Source organism: Nocardioidaceae bacterium (genome assembly GCA_018672315.1).
GTDB lineage: Bacteria > Actinomycetota > Actinomycetes > Propionibacteriales > Nocardioidaceae > TYQ2.
On the sequence record CP076053.1, the window covers coordinates 208,328 to 226,786 of the forward strand.

The 18,459-nt window shown below is 72.8% G+C and carries 20 protein-coding genes; 3 read left to right on the top strand and 17 right to left on the bottom strand.

Annotation, left to right across the window (positions count from 1 at the left end; translation table 11 throughout):
* Positions 1–151: 151 nt before the first annotated feature.
* Both KLP28_00995 and KLP28_01000 read right to left on the bottom strand, forming a co-directional pair.
* Positions 152–1,408 carry a class I SAM-dependent methyltransferase gene (locus KLP28_00995; protein ID QWC86717.1) on the bottom strand — a complete coding sequence of 419 codons (1,257 nt, stop codon included), beginning with the start codon at positions 1,406–1,408 and terminating at the stop codon, positions 152–154.
* A 77-nt stretch (positions 1,409–1,485) separates the two neighbouring features.
* Positions 1,486–3,012 carry an FAD-binding oxidoreductase gene (locus tag KLP28_01000; GenBank protein ID QWC86718.1) on the bottom strand — a complete coding sequence of 509 codons (1,527 nt, stop codon included), beginning with the start codon at positions 3,010–3,012 and terminating at the stop codon, positions 1,486–1,488.
* A gap of 218 nt (positions 3,013–3,230) precedes the next feature.
* On the opposite strand from KLP28_01000, the gene KLP28_01005 reads away from it, so the two are divergent.
* Positions 3,231–3,482 (top strand): hypothetical protein, encoded by a 252-nt coding sequence (locus KLP28_01005; GenBank protein ID QWC85397.1) that lies wholly within the window; start codon positions 3,231–3,233, stop codon positions 3,480–3,482.
* Positions 3,483–3,548: 66 nt separating this feature from the next.
* Here the strand turns inward: KLP28_01005 and KLP28_01010 are convergent, their stop codons facing one another.
* Positions 3,549–3,788, bottom strand: coding sequence for a hypothetical protein (locus KLP28_01010; protein QWC85398.1), 240 nt, complete (start codon positions 3,786–3,788; stop codon positions 3,549–3,551).
* Between the two features lie 36 nt (positions 3,789–3,824).
* The gene (gene rlmN, locus KLP28_01015) at positions 3,825–5,000 is read right to left on the bottom strand and encodes a 23S rRNA (adenine(2503)-C(2))-methyltransferase RlmN (GenBank protein QWC85399.1); all 1,176 of its coding nucleotides are present in this window, start codon (positions 4,998–5,000) and stop codon (positions 3,825–3,827) included.
* A 66-nt stretch (positions 5,001–5,066) separates the two neighbouring features.
* On the opposite strand from rlmN, the gene KLP28_01020 reads away from it, so the two are divergent.
* Positions 5,067–5,570: a GNAT family N-acetyltransferase gene (locus KLP28_01020; protein QWC85400.1), complete on the top strand. Its 504-nt coding sequence runs from the start codon at positions 5,067–5,069 to the stop codon at positions 5,568–5,570.
* Positions 5,571–5,592: 22 nt separating this feature from the next.
* Here KLP28_01020 and KLP28_01025 read toward each other — a convergent pair whose 3' ends face one another.
* The 5 genes from KLP28_01025 to rpsB all read right to left on the bottom strand — a co-directional run bounded on the left by KLP28_01025 (position 5,593) and on the right by rpsB (position 9,894).
* Positions 5,593–6,450: a phosphatidate cytidylyltransferase gene (locus tag KLP28_01025; protein ID QWC85401.1), complete on the bottom strand. Its 858-nt coding sequence runs from the start codon at positions 6,448–6,450 to the stop codon at positions 5,593–5,595.
* A 13-nt stretch (positions 6,451–6,463) separates the two neighbouring features.
* On the bottom strand, positions 6,464–7,021 hold the full coding sequence (gene frr / locus KLP28_01030) for a ribosome recycling factor (GenBank protein ID QWC85402.1): 558 nt from the start codon (positions 7,019–7,021) through the stop codon (positions 6,464–6,466).
* A 69-nt stretch (positions 7,022–7,090) separates the two neighbouring features.
* Entirely contained in the window at positions 7,091–7,810 is a 720-nt protein-coding gene (gene pyrH, locus KLP28_01035; protein QWC85403.1) for a UMP kinase, read from the bottom strand.
* Positions 7,811–7,952: 142 nt separating this feature from the next.
* On the bottom strand, positions 7,953–8,762 hold the full coding sequence (locus KLP28_01040) for an elongation factor Ts (GenBank protein ID QWC85404.1): 810 nt from the start codon (positions 8,760–8,762) through the stop codon (positions 7,953–7,955).
* A 151-nt stretch (positions 8,763–8,913) separates the two neighbouring features.
* Positions 8,914–9,894 carry a 30S ribosomal protein S2 gene (gene rpsB / locus KLP28_01045; GenBank protein ID QWC85405.1) on the bottom strand — a complete coding sequence of 327 codons (981 nt, stop codon included), beginning with the start codon at positions 9,892–9,894 and terminating at the stop codon, positions 8,914–8,916.
* Between the two features lie 561 nt (positions 9,895–10,455).
* Here rpsB and KLP28_01050 point away from each other — a divergent pair.
* Positions 10,456–10,842, top strand: coding sequence for a M23 family metallopeptidase (locus KLP28_01050; GenBank protein QWC86719.1), 387 nt, complete (start codon positions 10,456–10,458; stop codon positions 10,840–10,842).
* Here the strand turns inward: KLP28_01050 and KLP28_01055 are convergent.
* From KLP28_01055 to trmD, 8 genes are all read right to left on the bottom strand, one after another.
* A complete protein-coding gene (locus KLP28_01055; protein QWC86720.1) occupies positions 10,827–11,783 on the bottom strand; it encodes a tyrosine recombinase XerC in 957 nt (318 codons plus the stop codon). The genes KLP28_01050 and KLP28_01055 overlap by 16 nt on opposite strands.
* A 59-nt stretch (positions 11,784–11,842) precedes the next feature.
* Positions 11,843–13,129 carry a DNA-processing protein DprA gene (dprA, locus tag KLP28_01060; GenBank protein ID QWC85406.1) on the bottom strand — a complete coding sequence of 429 codons (1,287 nt, stop codon included), beginning with the start codon at positions 13,127–13,129 and terminating at the stop codon, positions 11,843–11,845.
* Positions 13,126–14,739: a YifB family Mg chelatase-like AAA ATPase gene (locus KLP28_01065; protein QWC85407.1), complete on the bottom strand. Its 1,614-nt coding sequence runs from the start codon at positions 14,737–14,739 to the stop codon at positions 13,126–13,128. Before KLP28_01065 ends, dprA begins: the two co-directional genes overlap by 4 nt.
* Complete coding sequence (locus KLP28_01070) at positions 14,739–15,209, bottom strand: YraN family protein (GenBank protein QWC85408.1); 471 nt, start codon at positions 15,207–15,209, stop codon at positions 14,739–14,741. Before KLP28_01070 ends, KLP28_01065 begins: the two co-directional genes overlap by 1 nt.
* A 122-nt stretch (positions 15,210–15,331) precedes the next feature.
* Positions 15,332–16,003 (bottom strand): ribonuclease HII, encoded by a 672-nt coding sequence (locus tag KLP28_01075; protein ID QWC85409.1) that lies wholly within the window; start codon positions 16,001–16,003, stop codon positions 15,332–15,334.
* Positions 16,000–16,689, bottom strand: coding sequence for a signal peptidase I (lepB, locus tag KLP28_01080; protein ID QWC85410.1), 690 nt, complete (start codon positions 16,687–16,689; stop codon positions 16,000–16,002). Before lepB ends, KLP28_01075 begins: the two co-directional genes overlap by 4 nt.
* Positions 16,686–17,036: a 50S ribosomal protein L19 gene (gene rplS / locus KLP28_01085; GenBank protein ID QWC85411.1), complete on the bottom strand. Its 351-nt coding sequence runs from the start codon at positions 17,034–17,036 to the stop codon at positions 16,686–16,688. Before rplS ends, lepB begins: the two co-directional genes overlap by 4 nt.
* Positions 17,037–17,217: 181 nt before the next feature.
* Positions 17,218–18,450, bottom strand: a complete 1,233-nt coding sequence (gene trmD, locus KLP28_01090; GenBank protein ID QWC85412.1) for a tRNA (guanosine(37)-N1)-methyltransferase TrmD — start codon at positions 18,448–18,450, stop codon at positions 17,218–17,220.
* Between the last annotated feature and the right edge of the window lie 9 nt (positions 18,451–18,459).

Here is an 18,459-nt window from a genome sequence, read left to right on the forward strand (position 1 = left end):
CACCGCGCTCACGCGTGGGTCCTCTCGTCACGGGAGTGATGACTCCAGTGACGCGGGTGCGGCTGTCCGGACGCCCATCACCCGGTGAAGGTCCCGTGAACCGATCGCGACATGCCGGCGTCGCCCGCGACGCGCGCGACGCCCGGGCACCTCACCAGTCGTGACGCAGCGGCATCCCGTCGAACCCGTCCACGGTCTTGGTGGCCAGCACCTGGTGCAGCTCGATCTCGTTGCGCTCGAAGCCGAGCCGGCACGAGGCCATGTAGAGACCCCACACCCGTGCGGTGCCCTCGTCGGTGAGGTCGACGCACTCGTCCCAGTGCTCGACGAGGTTGGCGCACCAGTCCCGCAGCGTCATGGCGTAGTGGCGCCGCAGGTTCTCCACGTGCTGGATCTCGAACCCGGCCGCCGCTGCGTCGCGGCTGATGGTCGCGACACCGGTGAGCTCCCCGTCGGGGAAGACGTACCGGTCGATGAAGTGCCCGGTCTTCGTCGGCTCGTCGTGCGGCCGGGTGATGCAGTGGTTGAGCAGACGGCCCCCGTCGAGGAGACGGTCGGCGATCCAGGCGAAGTACGCCGGGTACTGCTTGACCCCGATGTGCTCGGTCAGACCGATCGAGGAGACCGCGTCGAAGCCGGTCTCGGGGATGTCGCGGTAGTCCGAGTGACGCACCTCCGCCAGGTCGCTGAGGCCCTCACGCTCGATCGCGGCCTGCGCCCAGGTGGCCTGCTCCCTGGACAGCGTCGCGCCGATGACGTGCACGCCGTACTCGCGGGCCGCGTGGCGCACCATGCCGCCCCACCCGCAGCCGATGTCGAGCAGACGCATGCCGGGCCGCAGCCCCAGCTTGCGGCACACCAGGTCGTACTTGTCCGCCTGCGCCTCCTCCAGCGTGGAGGTCTCCGTCGGGTACGCCGCGCAGGTGTAGGTCATCGACGGGCCGAGCACGAGCTCGTAGAACTCGTTGGAGACGTCGTAGTGGTGGCTGATCGCCTCGGCGTCGCGGGCCTGGCTGTGGCGCAGGCCCTCGACGGCCCGGCGCCACGGCGGAAGGTGCTCCTGCGGCGGCACCGGCGGCGGCACGAGGTGCGTCGGCTCGAGCGCGGCCAGCAGACGCGGCAGCTCGGCCAGGCGCGGCCGCCGCATCTTGGTGTGGTTCATCAGCCGCACCATGACCTCGTACGGGTCGCCCTCGTGGGCGCCGACCACCTGCAGCTCACCCATCGTGTACGCCCGGGCCAGCCCCAGGTCACCCGGCGCCGTCAGCAGGTAGGCGAGCCCCTTCGGCGAGGCGAGGTGCACGCCCACCTCGGCGTCGGGGTCGCCGGCTGCAGACCCGTCGTAGGCGGTGAAGCGCAACGGCAGACCGTCGCGCATCAGGGTCTCGACGGCCTCACCGATGGTCATGCCGCCCACGGCACGCCGCAGCACCGCCCCGGGGGTGAGCCGGGAGCCGGTGGACCTGTGGGGGGTTCGGAGCAGGGTCACGCGCGTCGCACCGCCTTGTCGTAGAGCGTGAGAAATCGGTCGTCGGGGTCGTGGACCGCCTTGACGGCCCTCAGGTGGTCGCCGCGGTAGAGCCGGTCGAAGGTCTCGCGGTCGTAGTAGGCGTCGGAGTAGAGGGACTTGTGTCCTCCCAGGGAGTGCACGAAATCCTCGATGGCGCGGTTGACCGGACCGTCCTCGGCGCCCTCGCCGACGTGCACCGTGCCCCAGAAGCCGGCGTTGACGTAGGTCTCACCCGGCTCCAGCGGGTACGCCGGCCAGTCGCGGGTGGTGCGCAGCGGGCAGAGCCACACCGGCCTCATGCCGACGCGCTCGTCGAACCACGCGAGGAACTCGGCCGTCCGTCCGATGGGCACCTCGACGTCCTGCACCACGCGCTCGCGCTGCGGGCGCCCGGCCCGGCGGTCGAGGCGGTCGGCGATGCCGAGACGCTGGTCGAGGCCCAGCAGACGGTGGTAGACGTCCGAGCGCCGCCAGCGGCGTGGCCAGACACGGCGTACGAGCGGGTGCTGTGCGCCGAAGGCGGCGGAGCACCAGAACCAGTCGGTGTCCCAGCGCCACAGGTAGTCCTCGACGGTGAGCAGGTCGTGGCTGCGCTGCTGCAGCGACCGGTAGAAGACCTGCCGGCCGGTGTAGTCGCTCGGCGGGCCGCCGTGACGGCCGCCGTCACGGACGTCGTCGGTCCAGCGGGCGAGCACGACGTACACCTCGGTGGGACTGAACGCCGCGGCGTCGAGCCCGTCCACGCGCCGGGCGTCGTGCTCGCCGGACTCAGCGATCTGCGCCATCGTCTCCGCAGCACGCTCGGCCGCGCCCTCGCCGTGGAAGCCGAGGTGCTCGAGGGCCGCGTACGCCGGGACGCGTTCGAGCCGGATCTGCAGCCGTGTGGCGTAGCCGAGCGAGCCGTAGGAGTTGGGGAAGGCGTCGAAGAGGTCGTCACCGGGCTCGACGGTGACGATCTCACCGGAACCGGTGAACACGTCCATGTCGACGACCGACTCGTGGGGCAGTCCGTTGCGGAAGCTCGTGGACTCGATGCCCAGACCGGTCACGGCACCGCCGAGGGTGATGGTGCGCAGCTGCGGGACGACGTAGGGGATGAGCCCGTGCGGGAGCGTCGCCGCGACGAGGTCCTCGTAGGTGCACATGCCCTGGACCTGCGCCGTCATGGCGTCGGCGTCGACGTCGAGCACGCCGTCGAGGCCGCCCACGTCGAGCCCCGGGGTGGTGGTGGCGGCGCGTGCGCGGAACAGGTTCGAGGTCTTCTTCGCCAGACGCACCGTCTCGCCGGGAGGGATCTCGTCGTAGGAGGCCCGGAGGCGTGCCACGGCCTCGTCGTGCCGTGCCCATGCCGTGCGGTTCTGGCTCGTGGACGTCACTGACACAGCGTAACGAAATCTCGACACGCCGTCAGGTAGTGGCGAGTGACAACTATCTCGTGCGGTCGGCTCCCCATAGTGCCTACCGCCAGTATCCAGGTCGTCCCGACATCGAGAGGCCCTCATGAGCATCACAACCCGTCTCCGGTCATGCGCGCCGGCCGGGGTGCTCGTCCTCGGCGCGGCCGGCTGCGGCGCCAGCCCTACGGACCAGAGCGCAGACGGGGGGCAGGCCGCGTACGAGACCTGGTCCAGCGCCGTGCAGGACGGAGACGCGGGCACCGCCTGCGACTACATGTCGGCGGACTTCACCGCAGAGGTCGCCGACCTGCTGAGTCTCCTGGGTGCTGTCGACGCGGGGGCCGACTGCAGCGCCCCCCGAGGACCTGTCGCGCCCGCAGCTGCAGCAGCTGGAGGACCGGTTCGGCGAAGGCTTCGGCGACCTGGATGACCTCGGCGGCGGCAACCCCGGAGGCTCCGTGGGCGGGTCGGGCGGACCCGGCATCACCGACGGGAACGGCGACCCGCTGTCCCCGGAGCTGCAGCGCGAGATCGAGCGTCAGCTGGACCGGGGCGGGCTGCCCGGCAACGGCTGAGTCCGCGCCGGGGCCACCCGGGCCACCGGGGGCCACCCGAGCCACCGGGGTCAGGACGTCAGGGACTCAGAGGTGCTCGAGCCGGGCGTACGGGCTGACCAGGCGACGGACGGCGTCGCCGAAGTCGACGCCGATCGCCTGGGCCTCGCACGTCACCACACGACCCATCCCGAAGGCGTCGTGGCAGACACGGTCACCGACGGCGTAGTCGACGACGGGAACCTCCGCCTCGGGTGCGAAGGGACTGCTGGCGTGGTGTCTGCGGTGTCCGCTGTAGTTCGTCACGATCTCCCCAGCATGCGGCATGGAGCGTCGGATTGCACCCCCGGCCGCGTGCCCGTCTCATTCCGGGGCCGCTGCCAGCTGTCCGCACGCGCCGTCGATCTCGCTGCCGCGGGTGTCGCGCACGGTCGTCGGGATGCCCTTGGCCTCGAGACGACGGACGAACTCGCGCTCGTCCTCGCGCCGGGACGCCGTCCACTTCGAGCCCGGCGTGGGGTTCAGGGGGATCAGGTTGACGTGCACCCAGCCCCAGTCGCCGTACGCCTTCAGCACGTCCGCGAGGGCGTCGGCCCGCCACGCCTGGTCGTTGACGTCCCGCATCATCGCGTACTCGATCGAGACGCGACGCTTGGTCTTCTGCGCGTACGTCCACGCCGCCTCGACCGCCTCGTGCACGGACCAGCGGGTGTTGACCGGCACGAGCTCGTCACGCAGCTCGTCGTCCGGCGCGTGGAGGCTGAGCGCGAGCGTCACCGGGACACCCTCGTCGGCCAGCTGCAGGATCCGGGGCGCGAGGCCCACCGTCGAGACCGTGACGCCGCGGGCGGACATGCCCAGCCCGTCGGGGGCCGGGTCGGTGAGGCGGCGCACTGCACCGATCACGGCCTTGTAGTTGGCGAGCGGCTCCCCCATGCCCATGAAGACCACGTTGGAGACCCGGCCGGGGCCGCCGGGCACCTCACCGCGCGCCAGGCTGCGGGCACCGACCATCACCTGCTCGACGATCTCGGCCGTGCTCATGTTGCGCTGCAGACCTCCCTGCCCCGTGGCGCAGAACGGGCACGCCATGCCGCAGCCGGCCTGGGAGGAGACGCACATCGTGGCCCGGTCGGGGTAGCGCATCAGAACCGACTCGACCAGCGCCCCGTCGTTCAACCGCCACAGCGTCTTGCGCGTGGTGCCCTTGTCGGCCTCCATGACCCGCAGCGACGTCATGAGCTCGGGCATCAGCCCGGCCACGAGCTCCTCGCGCTGCTCGGCCGGCAGGTCGGTCATCTGCGAGGCGTCGTCGACGAGACGGCTGAAGTAGTGCGTGGAGAGCTGCTTCGCCCGGAACCCCGGGAGACCCAGGTCGACCAGACGCTGCTTGCGCTCGGCGGGCGTCAGGTCCGCGAGGTGCGTCGGCGGCTTGCCGCGTCGCGGCGCCTCGAAGACCAAGGGCAGGGCGCGTCCTGCCCGCGCCGCCTCCTCGGCGGCCTCGGTCGTGGCGGAGGTGGGCGTCGTGGTGTCAGACATCAGGCCTCCAGTGTCGCCGAGAGGGGTGCGTACGCCCAAAAGGCGTCGAGCGGGCACGATGGCGCCATGAGCGAGCGGGAGGCCCACCAGGTGTCGCTGCGGCCGGCCGGAGCGCACGACCAGGTGCTGCTCGGACACGTGCTGCGGCTGGCCGCCGACCCGTCCGGCCCAGGGCTGACCTACGAGCAGGTCCTCACCGATCCCGCGCTCGCCCGCTACGTCGCGGAGTGGCCGCGCACCGGCGACACCGGCGTCGTCGCCGAGACCCCCGACGGGCGCCCGGTCGGAGCCGCGTGGGCACGGACGTTCCCCCTCACCGACCGCGGCCACGGCTTCGTCTCCCCCGCCGTGCCCGAGCTGTCGATGGCTGTCGGGCCCGACTGGCGGGGCATGGGGTGGGGCGGCGCGCTGCTCGACGCGCTGCTGGCGGCGCTGCGTACGGCCGGCGTCGGCTCGGTGAGCCTGAGCGTGCGCGACACCAACGCCGCCGCCAGGGCCTTGTACGACGCGCGCGGCTTCGCACCGGTCGGCCACCAGGGCGAGTCGACCACGATGCTTCTCGTGCTCTGAGGTGACCGACGCGTCGCCGGGCTCAGAGCACGGCGAAGTGCAGCACGATCCAGGCGGGTGCCACCGTCGCGAGCAGCGAGTCCAGCCGGTCCATCAGACCGCCGTGGCCGGGGATGATGCGACTCATGTCCTTGATGCCGAGGTCGCGCTTGATCACCGAGATCACGAGGTCCCCCAGCGTGGCGGTGACCACGGTCGCGGGACCGAGGAGCAGACCCACCCACCAGTCGCCCTCGAGCAGCCACATCACCAGCCACACCGCCACGGCGGTGGCGAGGAGCACGGACCCCGCTGCCCCCTCCCAGGACTTCTTCGGCGAGACGTTGGGCGCGAGCGCGTGCCGGCCGAAGCGACTGCCGGCGAAGTAGCCGCCGATGTCGGAGGACACCGTCACGGCGATGAAGACGATGACCGCCGCGAGCCCCTCGGGCTCGCGCAGCAGCAGCGCGACGAAGCCCGCGAGGAACGGGACGTAGGTGATCGTGAACAGCGACGCGGTCGCGTTGCGCACGAAACCGTCGATGCCCCGCCGCATCAGCCAGAGCAGGGTCCCGAGGGCGCTCACCGCCGTGGTGGCCAGGTGCACGTCGGTGCCGCCGAGGTACGCGCCGCCGACGATGGCCACGCAGGCGGCGTACAGCGGGATCCTCGGCAGGTCGATGCCCCGCTCGGCGAACCCGCGCGAGAACTCCCAGCACGCCAGGCACATCGCCACGGCGACGACCACGGTGAACAGGCCCTCGACGAACAGCAGCGAGAGCAGCACCAGGGCTCCGAGGCCCACGCCCGAGGCGACGGCGCGTGGGAGGTCGCGGCCGCCTGCCGCGCCGGATCCGCCGTCCGCGGGGACCGGCGGCGGTGGGGTGTCGGCAGGGGTCATCGTGGTCGGCTCCTCAGATGTCGAGGAGCTCGGCCTCCTTGCTCTTGAGCATGTCGTCGATCTGGTCGGTGTGCTTCTTCGTGGCACCCTCGAGCCGCTTCTCGGCGGCGTTGACGTCGTCCTCGCTCGCCTCGCCGTCCTTGTCGAGCTTCTCGAGGGCCTGCTTGGCCGTGCGACGGATGTTGCGCACCGACACGCGCCCGTCCTCCGCCTTCTGCCGGGCGACCTTGATGAACTCCTTGCGGCGCTCCTCGGTCAGCTCGGGGAAGACGCACCGGATCATGCGACCGTCGTTGGAGGGGTTCACCCCGAGGTCGGAGTCGCGGATGGCGCGCTCGATCGCGCCCAGCGAGCCCTGGTCGAAGGGCTGCACCAGGATGATGCGCGGCTCGGGCGAGGTGAACGAGGCGAGCTGCTGCACGGGGGTCGGTGTGCCGTAGTACTCCGCGGTGAGCTTGGAGAACATCTGCGGGTTGGCGCGGCCCGCCCGGATCGCGGAGAACTCCTCCCGCGTGGCCTCGACGGCCTTGTCCATCCTGGAGCTGGCGTCGCGCAGCGTGTCGTCGATCATGTCGCTCTCCTACTCGGGCCTACTCGGGCTGTGTGGGTCGATCCTGTCAGAGCCTGGCGCTGCCGAGGCTCAGTCGCCGTCGCTGGTCACCAGCGTGCCGAGCTGCTCGCCCTGCACGATCCGCAGGATCGCCTCGGAGGTCTCCATGCCGAAGACGATCAGCGGCAGCTCGTTCTCCATGCAGAGGGCGAACGCCGTGGCGTCGGCCACGCGCAGCCCCTTCTCCAGGGCGTCCTGGAAGGAGAGGTGGTCCAGCTTCGTCGCGTCGGGGTTGGTGCGCGGATCAGCGGTGTAGACCCCGTCGACCCCCTGCTTGGCCATCAGCACGACCTCGCAGCGCGTCTCCAGGGCTCGCTGGGCGGCCACCGTGTCGGTGGAGAAGAAGGGCATGCCGGCGCCGGCGCCGAAGATGACGACGCGGCCCTTCTCCAGGTGGCGGATGGCCTTGCGCGGGATGTACGGCTCGGCCACCTGCCCCATGGTGATCGCGGTCTGCACCCGGGTCTCGACGCCCTGCTTCTCCAGGAAGTCCTGCAGGGCGAGGCAGTTCATCACGGTGCCGAGCATCCCCATGTAGTCCGCGCGCGAGCGGTCCATGCCCTGCTGGCTCAGCTCGGCGCCACGGAAGAAGTTGCCGCCACCGACGACGACCGCGACCTCGACCCCGGCCTCGGCGACCTCGGCGATCTCCTTCGCGATCCCCCGCACCACCGTCGGGTCGACCCCGACGGTGCCCCCGCCGAAGACCTCTCCTGACAGCTTCAGCAGCACGCGTCGGTAGGTGGTCATCGCAGGTGTGCCTCCGGGTGTGGGGAGCGTCGTGACGTGCGACGAGACCGGACCGGACGGGTTGCGTCCGGTCACGGCCTCGGCGTACGAAGTCAGGACGACCCTAGCCCGCCGCGCGGGTGGTCGCCCGGTGAGGTCGGGCTCAGGCGCCGACCTCGAGGCGGGCGAACCGCGTCACGGTGGTGCCGGAGGCGTCGAGGACCTGCTTGACGGTCTTCTTGGACTCGGTGACCGACTCCTGGTCGAGCAGCACGATGTCCTTGAAGAACCCGCCGAGGCGACCCTCGACGATCTTCGCGACGGCCTGCTCGGGCTTGCCCTCCTCGCGGGTCTTCTTCTCGAGCACGTCGCGCTCGGCGTCGACCACGTCGGCCGGCACCTCCTCGCGGGTGAGGTACTGCGCCTTCATCGCGGCGACCTGCATGGCAGCGGCGCGGGCGGCGGCCTCGTCGCCGTCGTACTCGACCAGCACGCCGACGGCCGGCGGGAGGTCCTGGGAACGACGGTGCATGTAGGTCACGACGGATCCCTCGAACCGGGCCACGCGACCCAGCTCGATCTTCTCGCCGATCTTGACGGCGAGGTCCTCGACGACCTGGCCGACCGTCGAGTCGTCCATCGGGGCGGCCTTGAGGGACTCCGTGTCGGTGGCGCCCTGGGCGTCGGCGACCTCGGCGATCCGCTGGGCGGCAGCGATGAAGTCGTCGTTCTTCGCCACGAAGTCGGTCTCGCAGCGCACCTCGACGATCGCCGAGCCCGCAGCGGCGACGAGGCCCGCGGAGGCGGTGCGCTCGGCGCGCTTGTCGGCCTTGGCGGATCCCTTGACGCGCAGGATCTCGACAGCCTTGTCGAAGTCGCCGTCGGCCTCCTGGAGCGCCTTCTTGGCGTCCATCATGCCGGCGGCGGTGAGGTCGCGGAGCCGCTTGACGTCGGCAGCGGAGATGGTGGCCATGCAATTCACCTCGTGAGTGGTCGTGCGGCGTCCGAGCCGCGGTGAGCGGGCGCACCGGTCCGGTGCCGGCCCGCAGGAAGGGGGCGCACGGCCCGACCGGGCGGTCGGGCCGTGCGGGGTGCCGGGACGGGCCCGGCGTACGAGCTGGTGCTCAGGCCTGCTCGGCGGCAGCCTTCGCCTCGTCGGCCTCGGCCTTCTCGCTGGAGGCGCCCGTGGCGGCCTCGGCCGGCTCCGGGGTGGCGGCCTCGGCCACCGGGGTGGGGGTCTCGTCCGGCGCCGGGGTGTCGGTGGTCGCCTCGGTCGGCACGTTGGCCTGCGGGGCGGACTCGACCTGGCCGCCGGTCGCGGCGACGGCAGCCTCGTCGGCGGAGCCCTCGAGGAGCTCGCGCTCCCACTCGGCCAGCGGCTCGTCGGTGGTGCCCGACTCACCGGCCGAGGCACCCCCACGGGCCTGGAGACCGTCGGCGACGGCGTCGGCGATGACGCGCGTGAGCAGACCGACAGCGCGGATGGCGTCGTCGTTGCCCGGGATCGGGAAGTCGACCTCGTCGGGGTCGCAGTTGGTGTCGAGGATCCCGATGATCGGGATGTTGAGCTTGCGGGCCTCCTCGACGGCGAGGTGCTCCTTCTTGGTGTCGACGATCCACACCGCGGACGGGGTGCGACCCATGTCGCGGATGCCGCCGAGGGTGCGCTGCAGCTTGTCCCGCTCCCGCTTCATCTGCAGGAGCTCCTTCTTCGTGCGACCGGAGCCGGCGACGTTGTCGAAGTCGACGTCGTCGAGCTCCTTGAGGCGGTTGATCCGCTGGTGCACGGTCTGGAAGTTCGTGAGCATGCCGCCCAGCCACCGCTGGTTCACGTACGGCATGCCGACGCGGGCGGCCTGCTCGGCGATGGCCTCCTGAGCCTGCTTCTTCGTGCCGACGAACATCACGGTGCCGCCCTTGGCGACGGTGTCCTTGATGAACGCGTACGAGCGGTCGATGTAGGACAGCGACTGCTGCAGGTCGATGATGTAGATGCCGTTGCGCTCGGTCATGATGAAGCGCTTCATCTTGGGGTTCCAGCGACGGGTCTGGTGCCCGAAGTGGACGCCGCTCTCGAGGAGCTGGCGCATGGTGACGACGGCCATGGGCTCGTGTCCTTCTCGTCAGGGCCCGCGCGCGAGCGCGGACCGGGTTCTCAGTTCTCTGCACGCGGCGGGAGCCGTGTGCCCTGGCGCTCGGCGCGACCGGACCGGCACCCTGATCGGGCTGGTGTGCTGGACTGAAGGTCGTCGCCCGCGGGTCTGTCCCGGCTCCGGCCCCGGGAGGGCGCGGTCCGGCGCGGAGAGCGAGCGCGCGAAGTCAACCCATGCGGGCTGCTGCCGACATCGTACGCGTCGGGGGCCCTGCTTGTCCTCTCGGGCCGGTTGCCCTGCCGGGAGCCTCCCCGTCCGTCTTGTCCACCGCCGGCCGTGCGGGCCATGGCCCGACGCGGGCACGATGCCCAGACTGCGACCGTGATCCTCTCCTCCGCCCTGGCCCCGCTCGCCCTTCCCCTGTCGATCGCTGCGCTCATCGCGCCCACGCAGGCGCCGCCGGCGGGACTCGCCGCCCCGTCAGGGCTGTCGTCGGTCGCGACGCCGGCCACCACGCCGGACCCGGCGGCGTCGGCGCCACGGGCTGTGCCGCCGTTGACTCCGCTCGAGCTGATGACCGCCTTCGATCCCCCGTCGAGCCTGTTCGGTGCGGGTCACCGCGGCGTCGACCTGGCCGGCGCTGCCGGGCAGCCGGTGCTGGCACCTCTCGCCGGGACCGTCACCACGGCGGGCTCGATCGCCGGGACGCCGGTGGTGGTGGTGAGCCACGGCGAGACGCGCACGACGTACCAGCCGGTGCGCGCCGCCGTCGCCGTCGGTGAGGACGTGACCCCCGGTCAGGTGATCGGGCACCTCAGCGCCGAGGGGTCCCATTGCCCACCGGGCGTCTGCCTGCACTGGGGCCTCAAACGGGACGAGGAGTACCTGGACCCGATGGACCTCCTCGGTGCCAGACGCGTCCGCCTGCTGCCGGCCGACGACGCTCAGGCGCGGGGGTGAGCCTGGTCGAAGGCGCGGCGGAGCCGCTCGTTGCTGACGTGCGTGTAGATCTGGGTGGTGCCGAGCGAGGCGTGGCCGAGCAGCTCCTGCACGGCGCGCAGGTCGGCTCCCCCGTCCAACAGGTGGGTGGCGGCGGAGTGTCGCAGCCCGTGCGGCCCCACGTCCGGCGCGCCCGTTACCTCACGGACGCGGTCGTGCACGACACGACGCACGGTGCGGGGGTCGATGCGTCGCCCGCGCACGCCGAGGAACACCGCCTCGCCTGAGGCAGGGCCGGCGAGCTGCTCGCGCGCCCCGTCCAGCCAGGTCCGCAGCGCCTCGTGCGCGGGGCGTCCCAGCGGCACCACGCGCTCCTTGCCGCCCTTGCCCAGCACGCGCAGCACCCGCCGCTCCTCGTCGATGTCGCCGGCGTCGAGACCACAGAGCTCGGCGACCCGGATGCCGGTGGCGTAGAGGACTTCCAGCATCGCCGCGTCACGGCGACGCACCGCGATCGCCTCCTCGCTGCGGGTGCCCTCCTCCGCCGGCTCCGGGTCCTCACCGAGTCCCTCGAGGAGGGCTCGGGCCTGCTGCTGCTCCAGCGGGACCGGGAGAGCCCGGCGCGGCTTCGCGCTGGCGAGGCGGAGGCCGGGGTCCTCCTCGGCGCGTCCCGACCGCACCAGCCACGCGGTGAAGCCGCGTACGGCACTGCCCCGGCGCGCCAGCGTGGACCGTGCCAGGCCCTGCGCCTGCATCTCCGCCAGCCAGGACCGGAGATCGGTCAGCGTGAGCGCGGCGGGACCCCGGCCGCCCGCGGGGTGGTCGCGGCCAGGTCGTGTCAGGTGCTGCGCGAGGTGAGTGACGTCGCCGACATAGGCGCGGACGGTCGGCTCGGCCAGGCCCCGTTCGGAGGTGAGGTGCCGGGCGTACGCCGTCACGGCCTCCTCCCACGCCGCCGGCAGCTCAACGTCGGGCTGGGGCTGGGGGTGGGATCGGGCGTCGCTACCGGTCGCGGCTCGGCTCACCAGTCCACGGTAGGTGTGCCGGTGCCCGCCTCGGCGTCGGCGCGCGCACCAGCGCTCAGCCGCCACCGCCCGTCGCCGTGCTCGACCAGCCCACGGGCGGACAGCTCGGCGAGTGAGTCGCGCGCTATGGCTTCGCTGACCGCCACCTCGCGCGCGACGCTGCGGGTGGTGATGGCGCGCGTCACGGGCACGCCCTCCAGCACCTCGCGAAGATGGCGGGGCAGCTGGTCGCGCACCGTCTCGGCGCCGCGGGCGAGGCCCGCTGCGTGTTCGGGCCCGCCGAGCAGGTCCAGCACATGCTCGCCGCTGGTGACCAGGGTGGCGTCCCGCGTACGGATCAGCTCGTGCACTCCCGCCGAGGCCGCACTCGTCACGGCGCCCGGCACGCCCATCAGCGGTCGGTGCAGCCGGGTGGTCCAGTGGGCGGTGTTCAGGGCGCCGGAGCGCACCGCTGCCTCCACGACCACCGTGCCCTCGGACAGGGCGGCGATGAGGCGGTTGCGGGCCAGGAACCGCACCCTGGTCGGGGCACACCCGGGCGGGAGCTCGCTGACGACCGCGCCCCGCTCCCCGATCTTCTCGAGCAGCTGCTCGTGGGCCGAGGGATAGGCGCGGTCGACCCCGCAGGCCAGCACGGCGACCGTGCCCCCCTCGACGGCCAGCGCGGCACGGTGGGTGGCCTGGTCGATGCCGAACGCGGCACCGGAGACGACCCCGTAGCCCTCGCGGCTGACGTGGGCGGCGATCTCGGCCCCGGTGGTGGTGCCGTACCCGGTCGCGGACCGTGACCCGACGAAGGCGACGGCACGCTCGACCAGGGTCGTCAGCGGCCGGCCACGGACCCACAGCCCCAGCGGCGGTCCGCCGCGGCGCTGCACCGCCCCGGCGCGGTGGAGGTCCTCGAGCCGCCCAGGCCACTCGGGGTCGCCCGGGACCAGGAACCGGATGCCGAGCTCCGCGGCCCGCTCGAGGTCGGCGGCGGCGTCGACGTCCGCGGCGCGGAGGCACACGTCGTCGCGGACCGTGCCCACCTCGCGGTTGCCGTACGGGACGCGGACGTCCTGGTCGACCAGGAGCCTCCAGGCCTGCTCGGCCCCCACGTCCGCGACGAGGGAGGCGATCCGCAGGTCGCCAGGCTCCCCCAGGCGCGTGAGGGCCGCGCGCGCCAGGCGCTCCTGCTCGTGGTGTCCACCCACAGCGGTCGTCGCCTCGCGGTCGTCGGCCGCGTCCGTCGAGAAGATCGACAGCTGCGCGGCAGCCTCGCCGTCGTACGAACCCGTCATCGTGCGGCCCCCGCCCGACGAGTCAGCGACGCGTCCGGGAGCGGCTCACCGAGCCGCAGGGCCAAGGCGTCGCGTACCTCGGAGACGTCGGGAGGACACGGTTCCTCGAGGCGGAGGTCGGCGAGGGTCCAGGCGAGCCGGTGGACGCGGACGGACCCACGGTGGGTGAGACGGCCGCTGTAGAGCTGCTCGTCGAGCACCGTCGTGGCAGCCTCGCTGAGGGGGAACTGCTCGCGCAGCGCTGCCCCCGGGACGTCGGCGTTGACCCGCCACGGCGTGCCGGCGTAGCGCCGGCGCTGCCGCTCGCGGGCGGCGGTCACCCGGGCGCGCACGACCGCGCTGCTCTCCCGCGCGGCCAACGGGTCGCGGGCCTCCCACGCGGAGACGGGCATGACGTGTCGGGTGATGTCGATGCGGTCGGCGATCGGTCCGGAGATCTTGGCGCGGTAGCGCCGTCGCGCCACCTCGGTGCAGCTGCAGGCCGCGTGCCGGTCGTCGGGACGCCACTCCCCGCACGGGCAGGGGTTGCACGCGAGCACGAGACCCGCGCGCGCCGGGAACGTGGCGACCTCCTCACCGCGGGCGATCGTGATCTCACCGCTCTCGAGCGGTTGCCGGAGCGCCTCGACGATGTCGGCGTGGAAGAGCGGGAACTCGTCGAGGAAGAGCACGCCGCGATGGGCCTTGCTGATCTCGCCCGGACGCACGCGGCCCGAGCCGCCGCCCAGCACGGACGTGCGCGAGGAGGTGTGGTGCGGCGCCGAGAAGGGCGGCCGTCGCACGAGACCCTCGACCTCGACCGCCCCCGATCCCGTGGCACTGGCCAGGGAGACCAGCGCGGTGAGCTCCAGCGCCTCCTCGACGTCGAGGTCCGGCAGCAGTCCGGGCAGCCGCTCGGCCAGCGAGGTCTTGCCCGCCCCCTTCGGCCCCGACAGCATCAGGTGGTGACCGCCGGCGGCGGCGACCTCCAGGGCGTGACGGGCGTCCACGACACCGATCAGGTCGGCGAGATCGAGGTCGGCGCGCGGTCCGCGAGCGCCCGCTCCCAGCATGGGTGACGCGCCGACCACGGCCACGGGCGGCGCCGGTGGCACCTCCTCACCCGTCAGCACGGCCACGGCCTGCGCCAGGGACCGGACGCCGGTCACGGCCATGCCCGGCACCAGCGCGGCCTCGGCCGCCTGCGGCTCGGGGACGATGACGTGGCCCAGGCCCTGGGCCCGGGCCGCCAGCACCATGGGCAGCACCCCCACCACCGGGCGCATGGCACCGTCGAGCGCCAGCTCGCCGATGAGAGCGGTGCCGGCGAGCGAGGCCGCCATGTCCTCGGCCGCCACGAGCACGGCCACGGCGATGGCGAGGTCGAGGTGGCTGCCCCGCTTGGGCAGGTCCGCCGGGCTGAGGAGGATCGTCGTACGCCTCGTCGTCGGCCACCGGAAGCCGGAGTTGTCCACGGCCGTGCGGCAGCGGTCGCGCGCCTCGTTGATGGAGGCGTCGGGCCGCCCCACGACCAGGGTGTTGACCTGGCCCATGGACACGTCGACCTGCACGTCCACGCGGTGGCCCACGGCGCCGGCCAGGACGACGGTGTGGGCGGTCGCGATGCCCATCAGGCCACACCCCGGAGGTGGGTCAGCTGCGGCCGGCCGCGGCGGGGCCACACCACACCGACCACGTCGACCCGCACCCCGGTCGCTCGGACGCCGTGGTCCTGCTGCCACCGCCAGGCGAGCCGGTGCAGCCGGGCCAGCTTCTCCTCGCCGACGGCCTCCACAGGGTGGCCGTGGTTCACGTCGCGCCTGGTCTTCACCTCGACGGCGACGACGACGGAGCCGTCGAGCACCACGAGGTCCAGCTCGCCGAGCTCGCACCGCCAGTTGCGGTCCAGCGGCACCAGCCCCTGGGCCACGAGGTGGCGTCGGGCGAACCGCTCCCCCATCTCGCCCAGTGAGAGGTGCGCCGCGCGATCGGGAAGTCTGCCGAGCGGCGCCGAGCTCGTCGAGTGCACGAGGGCCGAGCGGCGCCGTCCGGCCGGGGCGCCGGTGGGGGTGTCGGTGGGGGTGTCGGTGGGGGTGTCCATGTCGGCGACCCTGTCGCCTCTGCGCGCGATCGCCGAGGGCCTGCTCCCGCAGCGGTGGAGAACCTCTCGCCACGCGCCGCCGGGACGCTAACCGGCCCGCTCCACCCGCTCGCCCGGCCCGCTCACCTCGATGCGGGACTCGTGGCGGCCTCGGCCAGGCGGACGTTCACGAACCGTCGGCGGTGCACCGCCGAGGGCCCGTGCTCGAGGAGCCGGGCCGTGTGCAGGTCGGTGATGTAGCCCTTGTGCACGTCGAACGCGTACGCCGGGTGCTCGCCGTGCAGGTCGTGCATCAGCCGGTCACGGGTCACCTTCGCCAGCACCGACGCGGCCGCGACGCAGGCGGCGACCCGGTCGCCCTTCCACACCGCGAGGTTCGCGGCACCCGTCCCGGTCAGCGGGAACCCGTCGGAGAGCACGAAGGCCGGCCTGACCGCGAGCCTGGCCACCGCGCGACGCAGCGCGGCGAGGTTCGCCACGTGCATCCCCATGGCGTCGCACTCCCCCGGCTCGACCACCACGACGGACCAGGCCTCGGCGCGGCGTACGACCTGGTCGTAGCAGCGTTCGCGGGCGGCGACGGTGAGCAGCTTGGAGTCCCGTAGCCCGGGCACCTGGCCCCGTCCGCCGTCGGGCAGCACGACGGCCGCGGCCACCAGCGGCCCGGCACAGGCACCGCGCCCGGCCTCGTCGACGCCTGCGACGGGCCCGAGGCCGGCGCGTCGCAGCGCCCGCTCGTAGCCGCCGAGACCGGCGTCGCGGCGCACCGTGGTGCCACGCGGGACCCTGGTCACGGCGCCGGGACCTCGGAGAAGACGGCGGGCACCTCCACCGGTCCGAAGCGGCTCGGCGGCCACGCGATGCGCCAGACCCGACCGACGACGTCGCTCTCGGGCACCATGCCGCCGCCGGGGTCGCCCAGGTGGACGCGCGAGTCGGCGGAGGCGTCGCGGTTGTCGCCCATCAACCAGTAGTGGTCGGCGGGCACGACCGAGTCGAACCGGATGCGCGAGGGCGGCTTGCCCGCGGGGATGTACGGCTCGTCCAGCGCCAGGCCGTTGACCGTGACACGACCGAGGGGATCACAGCACGCGACACGGTCACCACCGACGGCGATGACCCGCTTCACGAGGTGGCCCGTCGTCGGGTAGAGCCCGACCAGCTCCAGCGCGCGGGTGAAGGGGTTCGACGCGACCGGGGTGTCGGCCTCCGACAGCCAGCCGCCGGGGTCGTCGAACACGACGACGTCACCGCGGTCGTAAGGCCCCTGCGACCACTTCTCCACCAGGATCCGGTCGTCGACGGCGAGCGTCGGCTCCATCGAGGTGCTCGGCACGTAGAAGACCTGCACCACGAAGTGCTTGACCCCGGAGACCAGCAGCAGGGACAGCACGACCAGCACGGCGAGCTCGATCAACGTCGAGCGGCGCCGGCTGGTCGCGTCGGTGGATGACCCCGGTGACCCGGGTGTCTCGCTCACGCCTCGCGGCGCTCCTTGATCTTGGCGGCCTTGCCGCGCAGGTTGCGCAGGTAGTACAGCTTCGCGCGGCGCACGTCGCCGCGCGTGACGAGCTCGATCTTCTCGAAGATCGGGGAGTGCAGCGGGAAGGTGCGCTCCACGCCGACGCCGAAGGAGACCTTGCGGACGGTGAAGGTGCGGCCGACGCCGGAGCCCTGCACCTTGATGACGACGCCCTGGAAGACCTGGACGCGGCTGCGGTTGCCCTCGATGACCTTCACGTGCACCTTGACGGTGTCGCCGGCGCGGAAGTCGGGGTTGTCGTCGCGCAGGGAGGCGGCGTTGATGGTGTCGATGACGTTCGTCATGGCTGCTCCTCGTGGGCGCCACAGGTCGCACACGGTTCGTGGGTGTCTGGCGGACGTGCGGGTCGCGGGCCCACCCGGGACTGAGACCGGGTCGGGCCGGGTCGCTCGGACGTTCCCCCTGTGGCAGGCGGGCCGGCGACCGGACCAAGGCGCAATGATGCCACAGCGGCCGCCTGAACTCTCAATCGGTGGGCGGGGCCCCGGGGCGTACGCGACGTCGCTTGGTGAAGCGCACCGCACCGGGCTCCTGCGCCGGCCCACGCCGGTACCCCGCGCGCCGGTAGAGACGGTGGTTGCGCTCGCTCGACGCGCCGGTGATCAGCGACCACGCGACAGCCTCGTCCGGGGCGAGCTCCTCGCACGCCGCGAGGAGCGAGCGACCCACACCTCGTCCGCGCAGGTCGGGGGCGACCATCAGCCGCCCCACCTCCCAGGTGGGGCCGTCCTCGCGCTCGACGAGACGACCGCGGAACCCTCCCACCAGACGACCCTGCGGCGTACGGAGGACGCGCACGGTCCAGCCGGGCCACCAGGCGCGGACGTCGTCCACCGTCTCGTGCAGGGTCGGGATGACCGTGCCGGGGTTCGCCTGCTGCTCGGTCACCCAGCACGCCAGCTGCAGCACGTGCCACTCCGGCACGTCCGCCGGCACCGCCGCGGTGAGCTCGAGGTCGGGTACGGCACCGAGCCCCGTCAACGCCGTGGCGGGGAGGAGGTCCGGTCGCCGTGCGACGGTGCGTCGCAGCGACTGCTCGTGCCGCCAGGTCGCGACCCGGCCGTGGTCACCGGAGAGCAGCACCGCCGGCACGTCGAGCCCGCGCCACGAGGCGGGCTTGGTGTAGACCGGGTACTCCAGGAGTCCCCCGGTCTCCGGGTCGTGGGACTCCTCGGCGAGCGACTCCGGGTTGCCCATGAAGCCGGGCAGGAGACGTACGACGGCCTCGATGACGGCGAGCGCAGCCACCTCGCCGCCGTTGAGCACGAAGTCCCCGAGCGAGACCTCCTCGACCCGTACCGAGCCGCCCGCACCGCTGCGGTAGTGGTCGACGACCCGCTGGTCAATGCCCTCGTAGCGACCGCAGGCCACCACGAGATGGGCCGCTCCCGCGAGGTCCCGGGCGAGCGCCTGGTCGAAGGGACGCCCCGAGGGTGTCGGCACGACGAGCACGGACTCGGGCGTCGCCGACGCCGCGACCAGCTCGTCGAGCGCGTCGCCCCACGGTCCGGGCTTCATCACCATGCCGGCTCCGCCGCCGTACGGGCTGTCGTCGACGGTGCGGTGACGGTCGTCGGTCCAGCCGCGCAGGTCGTGGACGGCCAGCTCGACGAGCCCGTCGCGGATGGCCTTGCCCGGCAGGCTCAGCTGCAGCGGGAGGAGGTAGTCGGGGAAGATCGAGACGACGTCGATGCGCATGACGAAAGC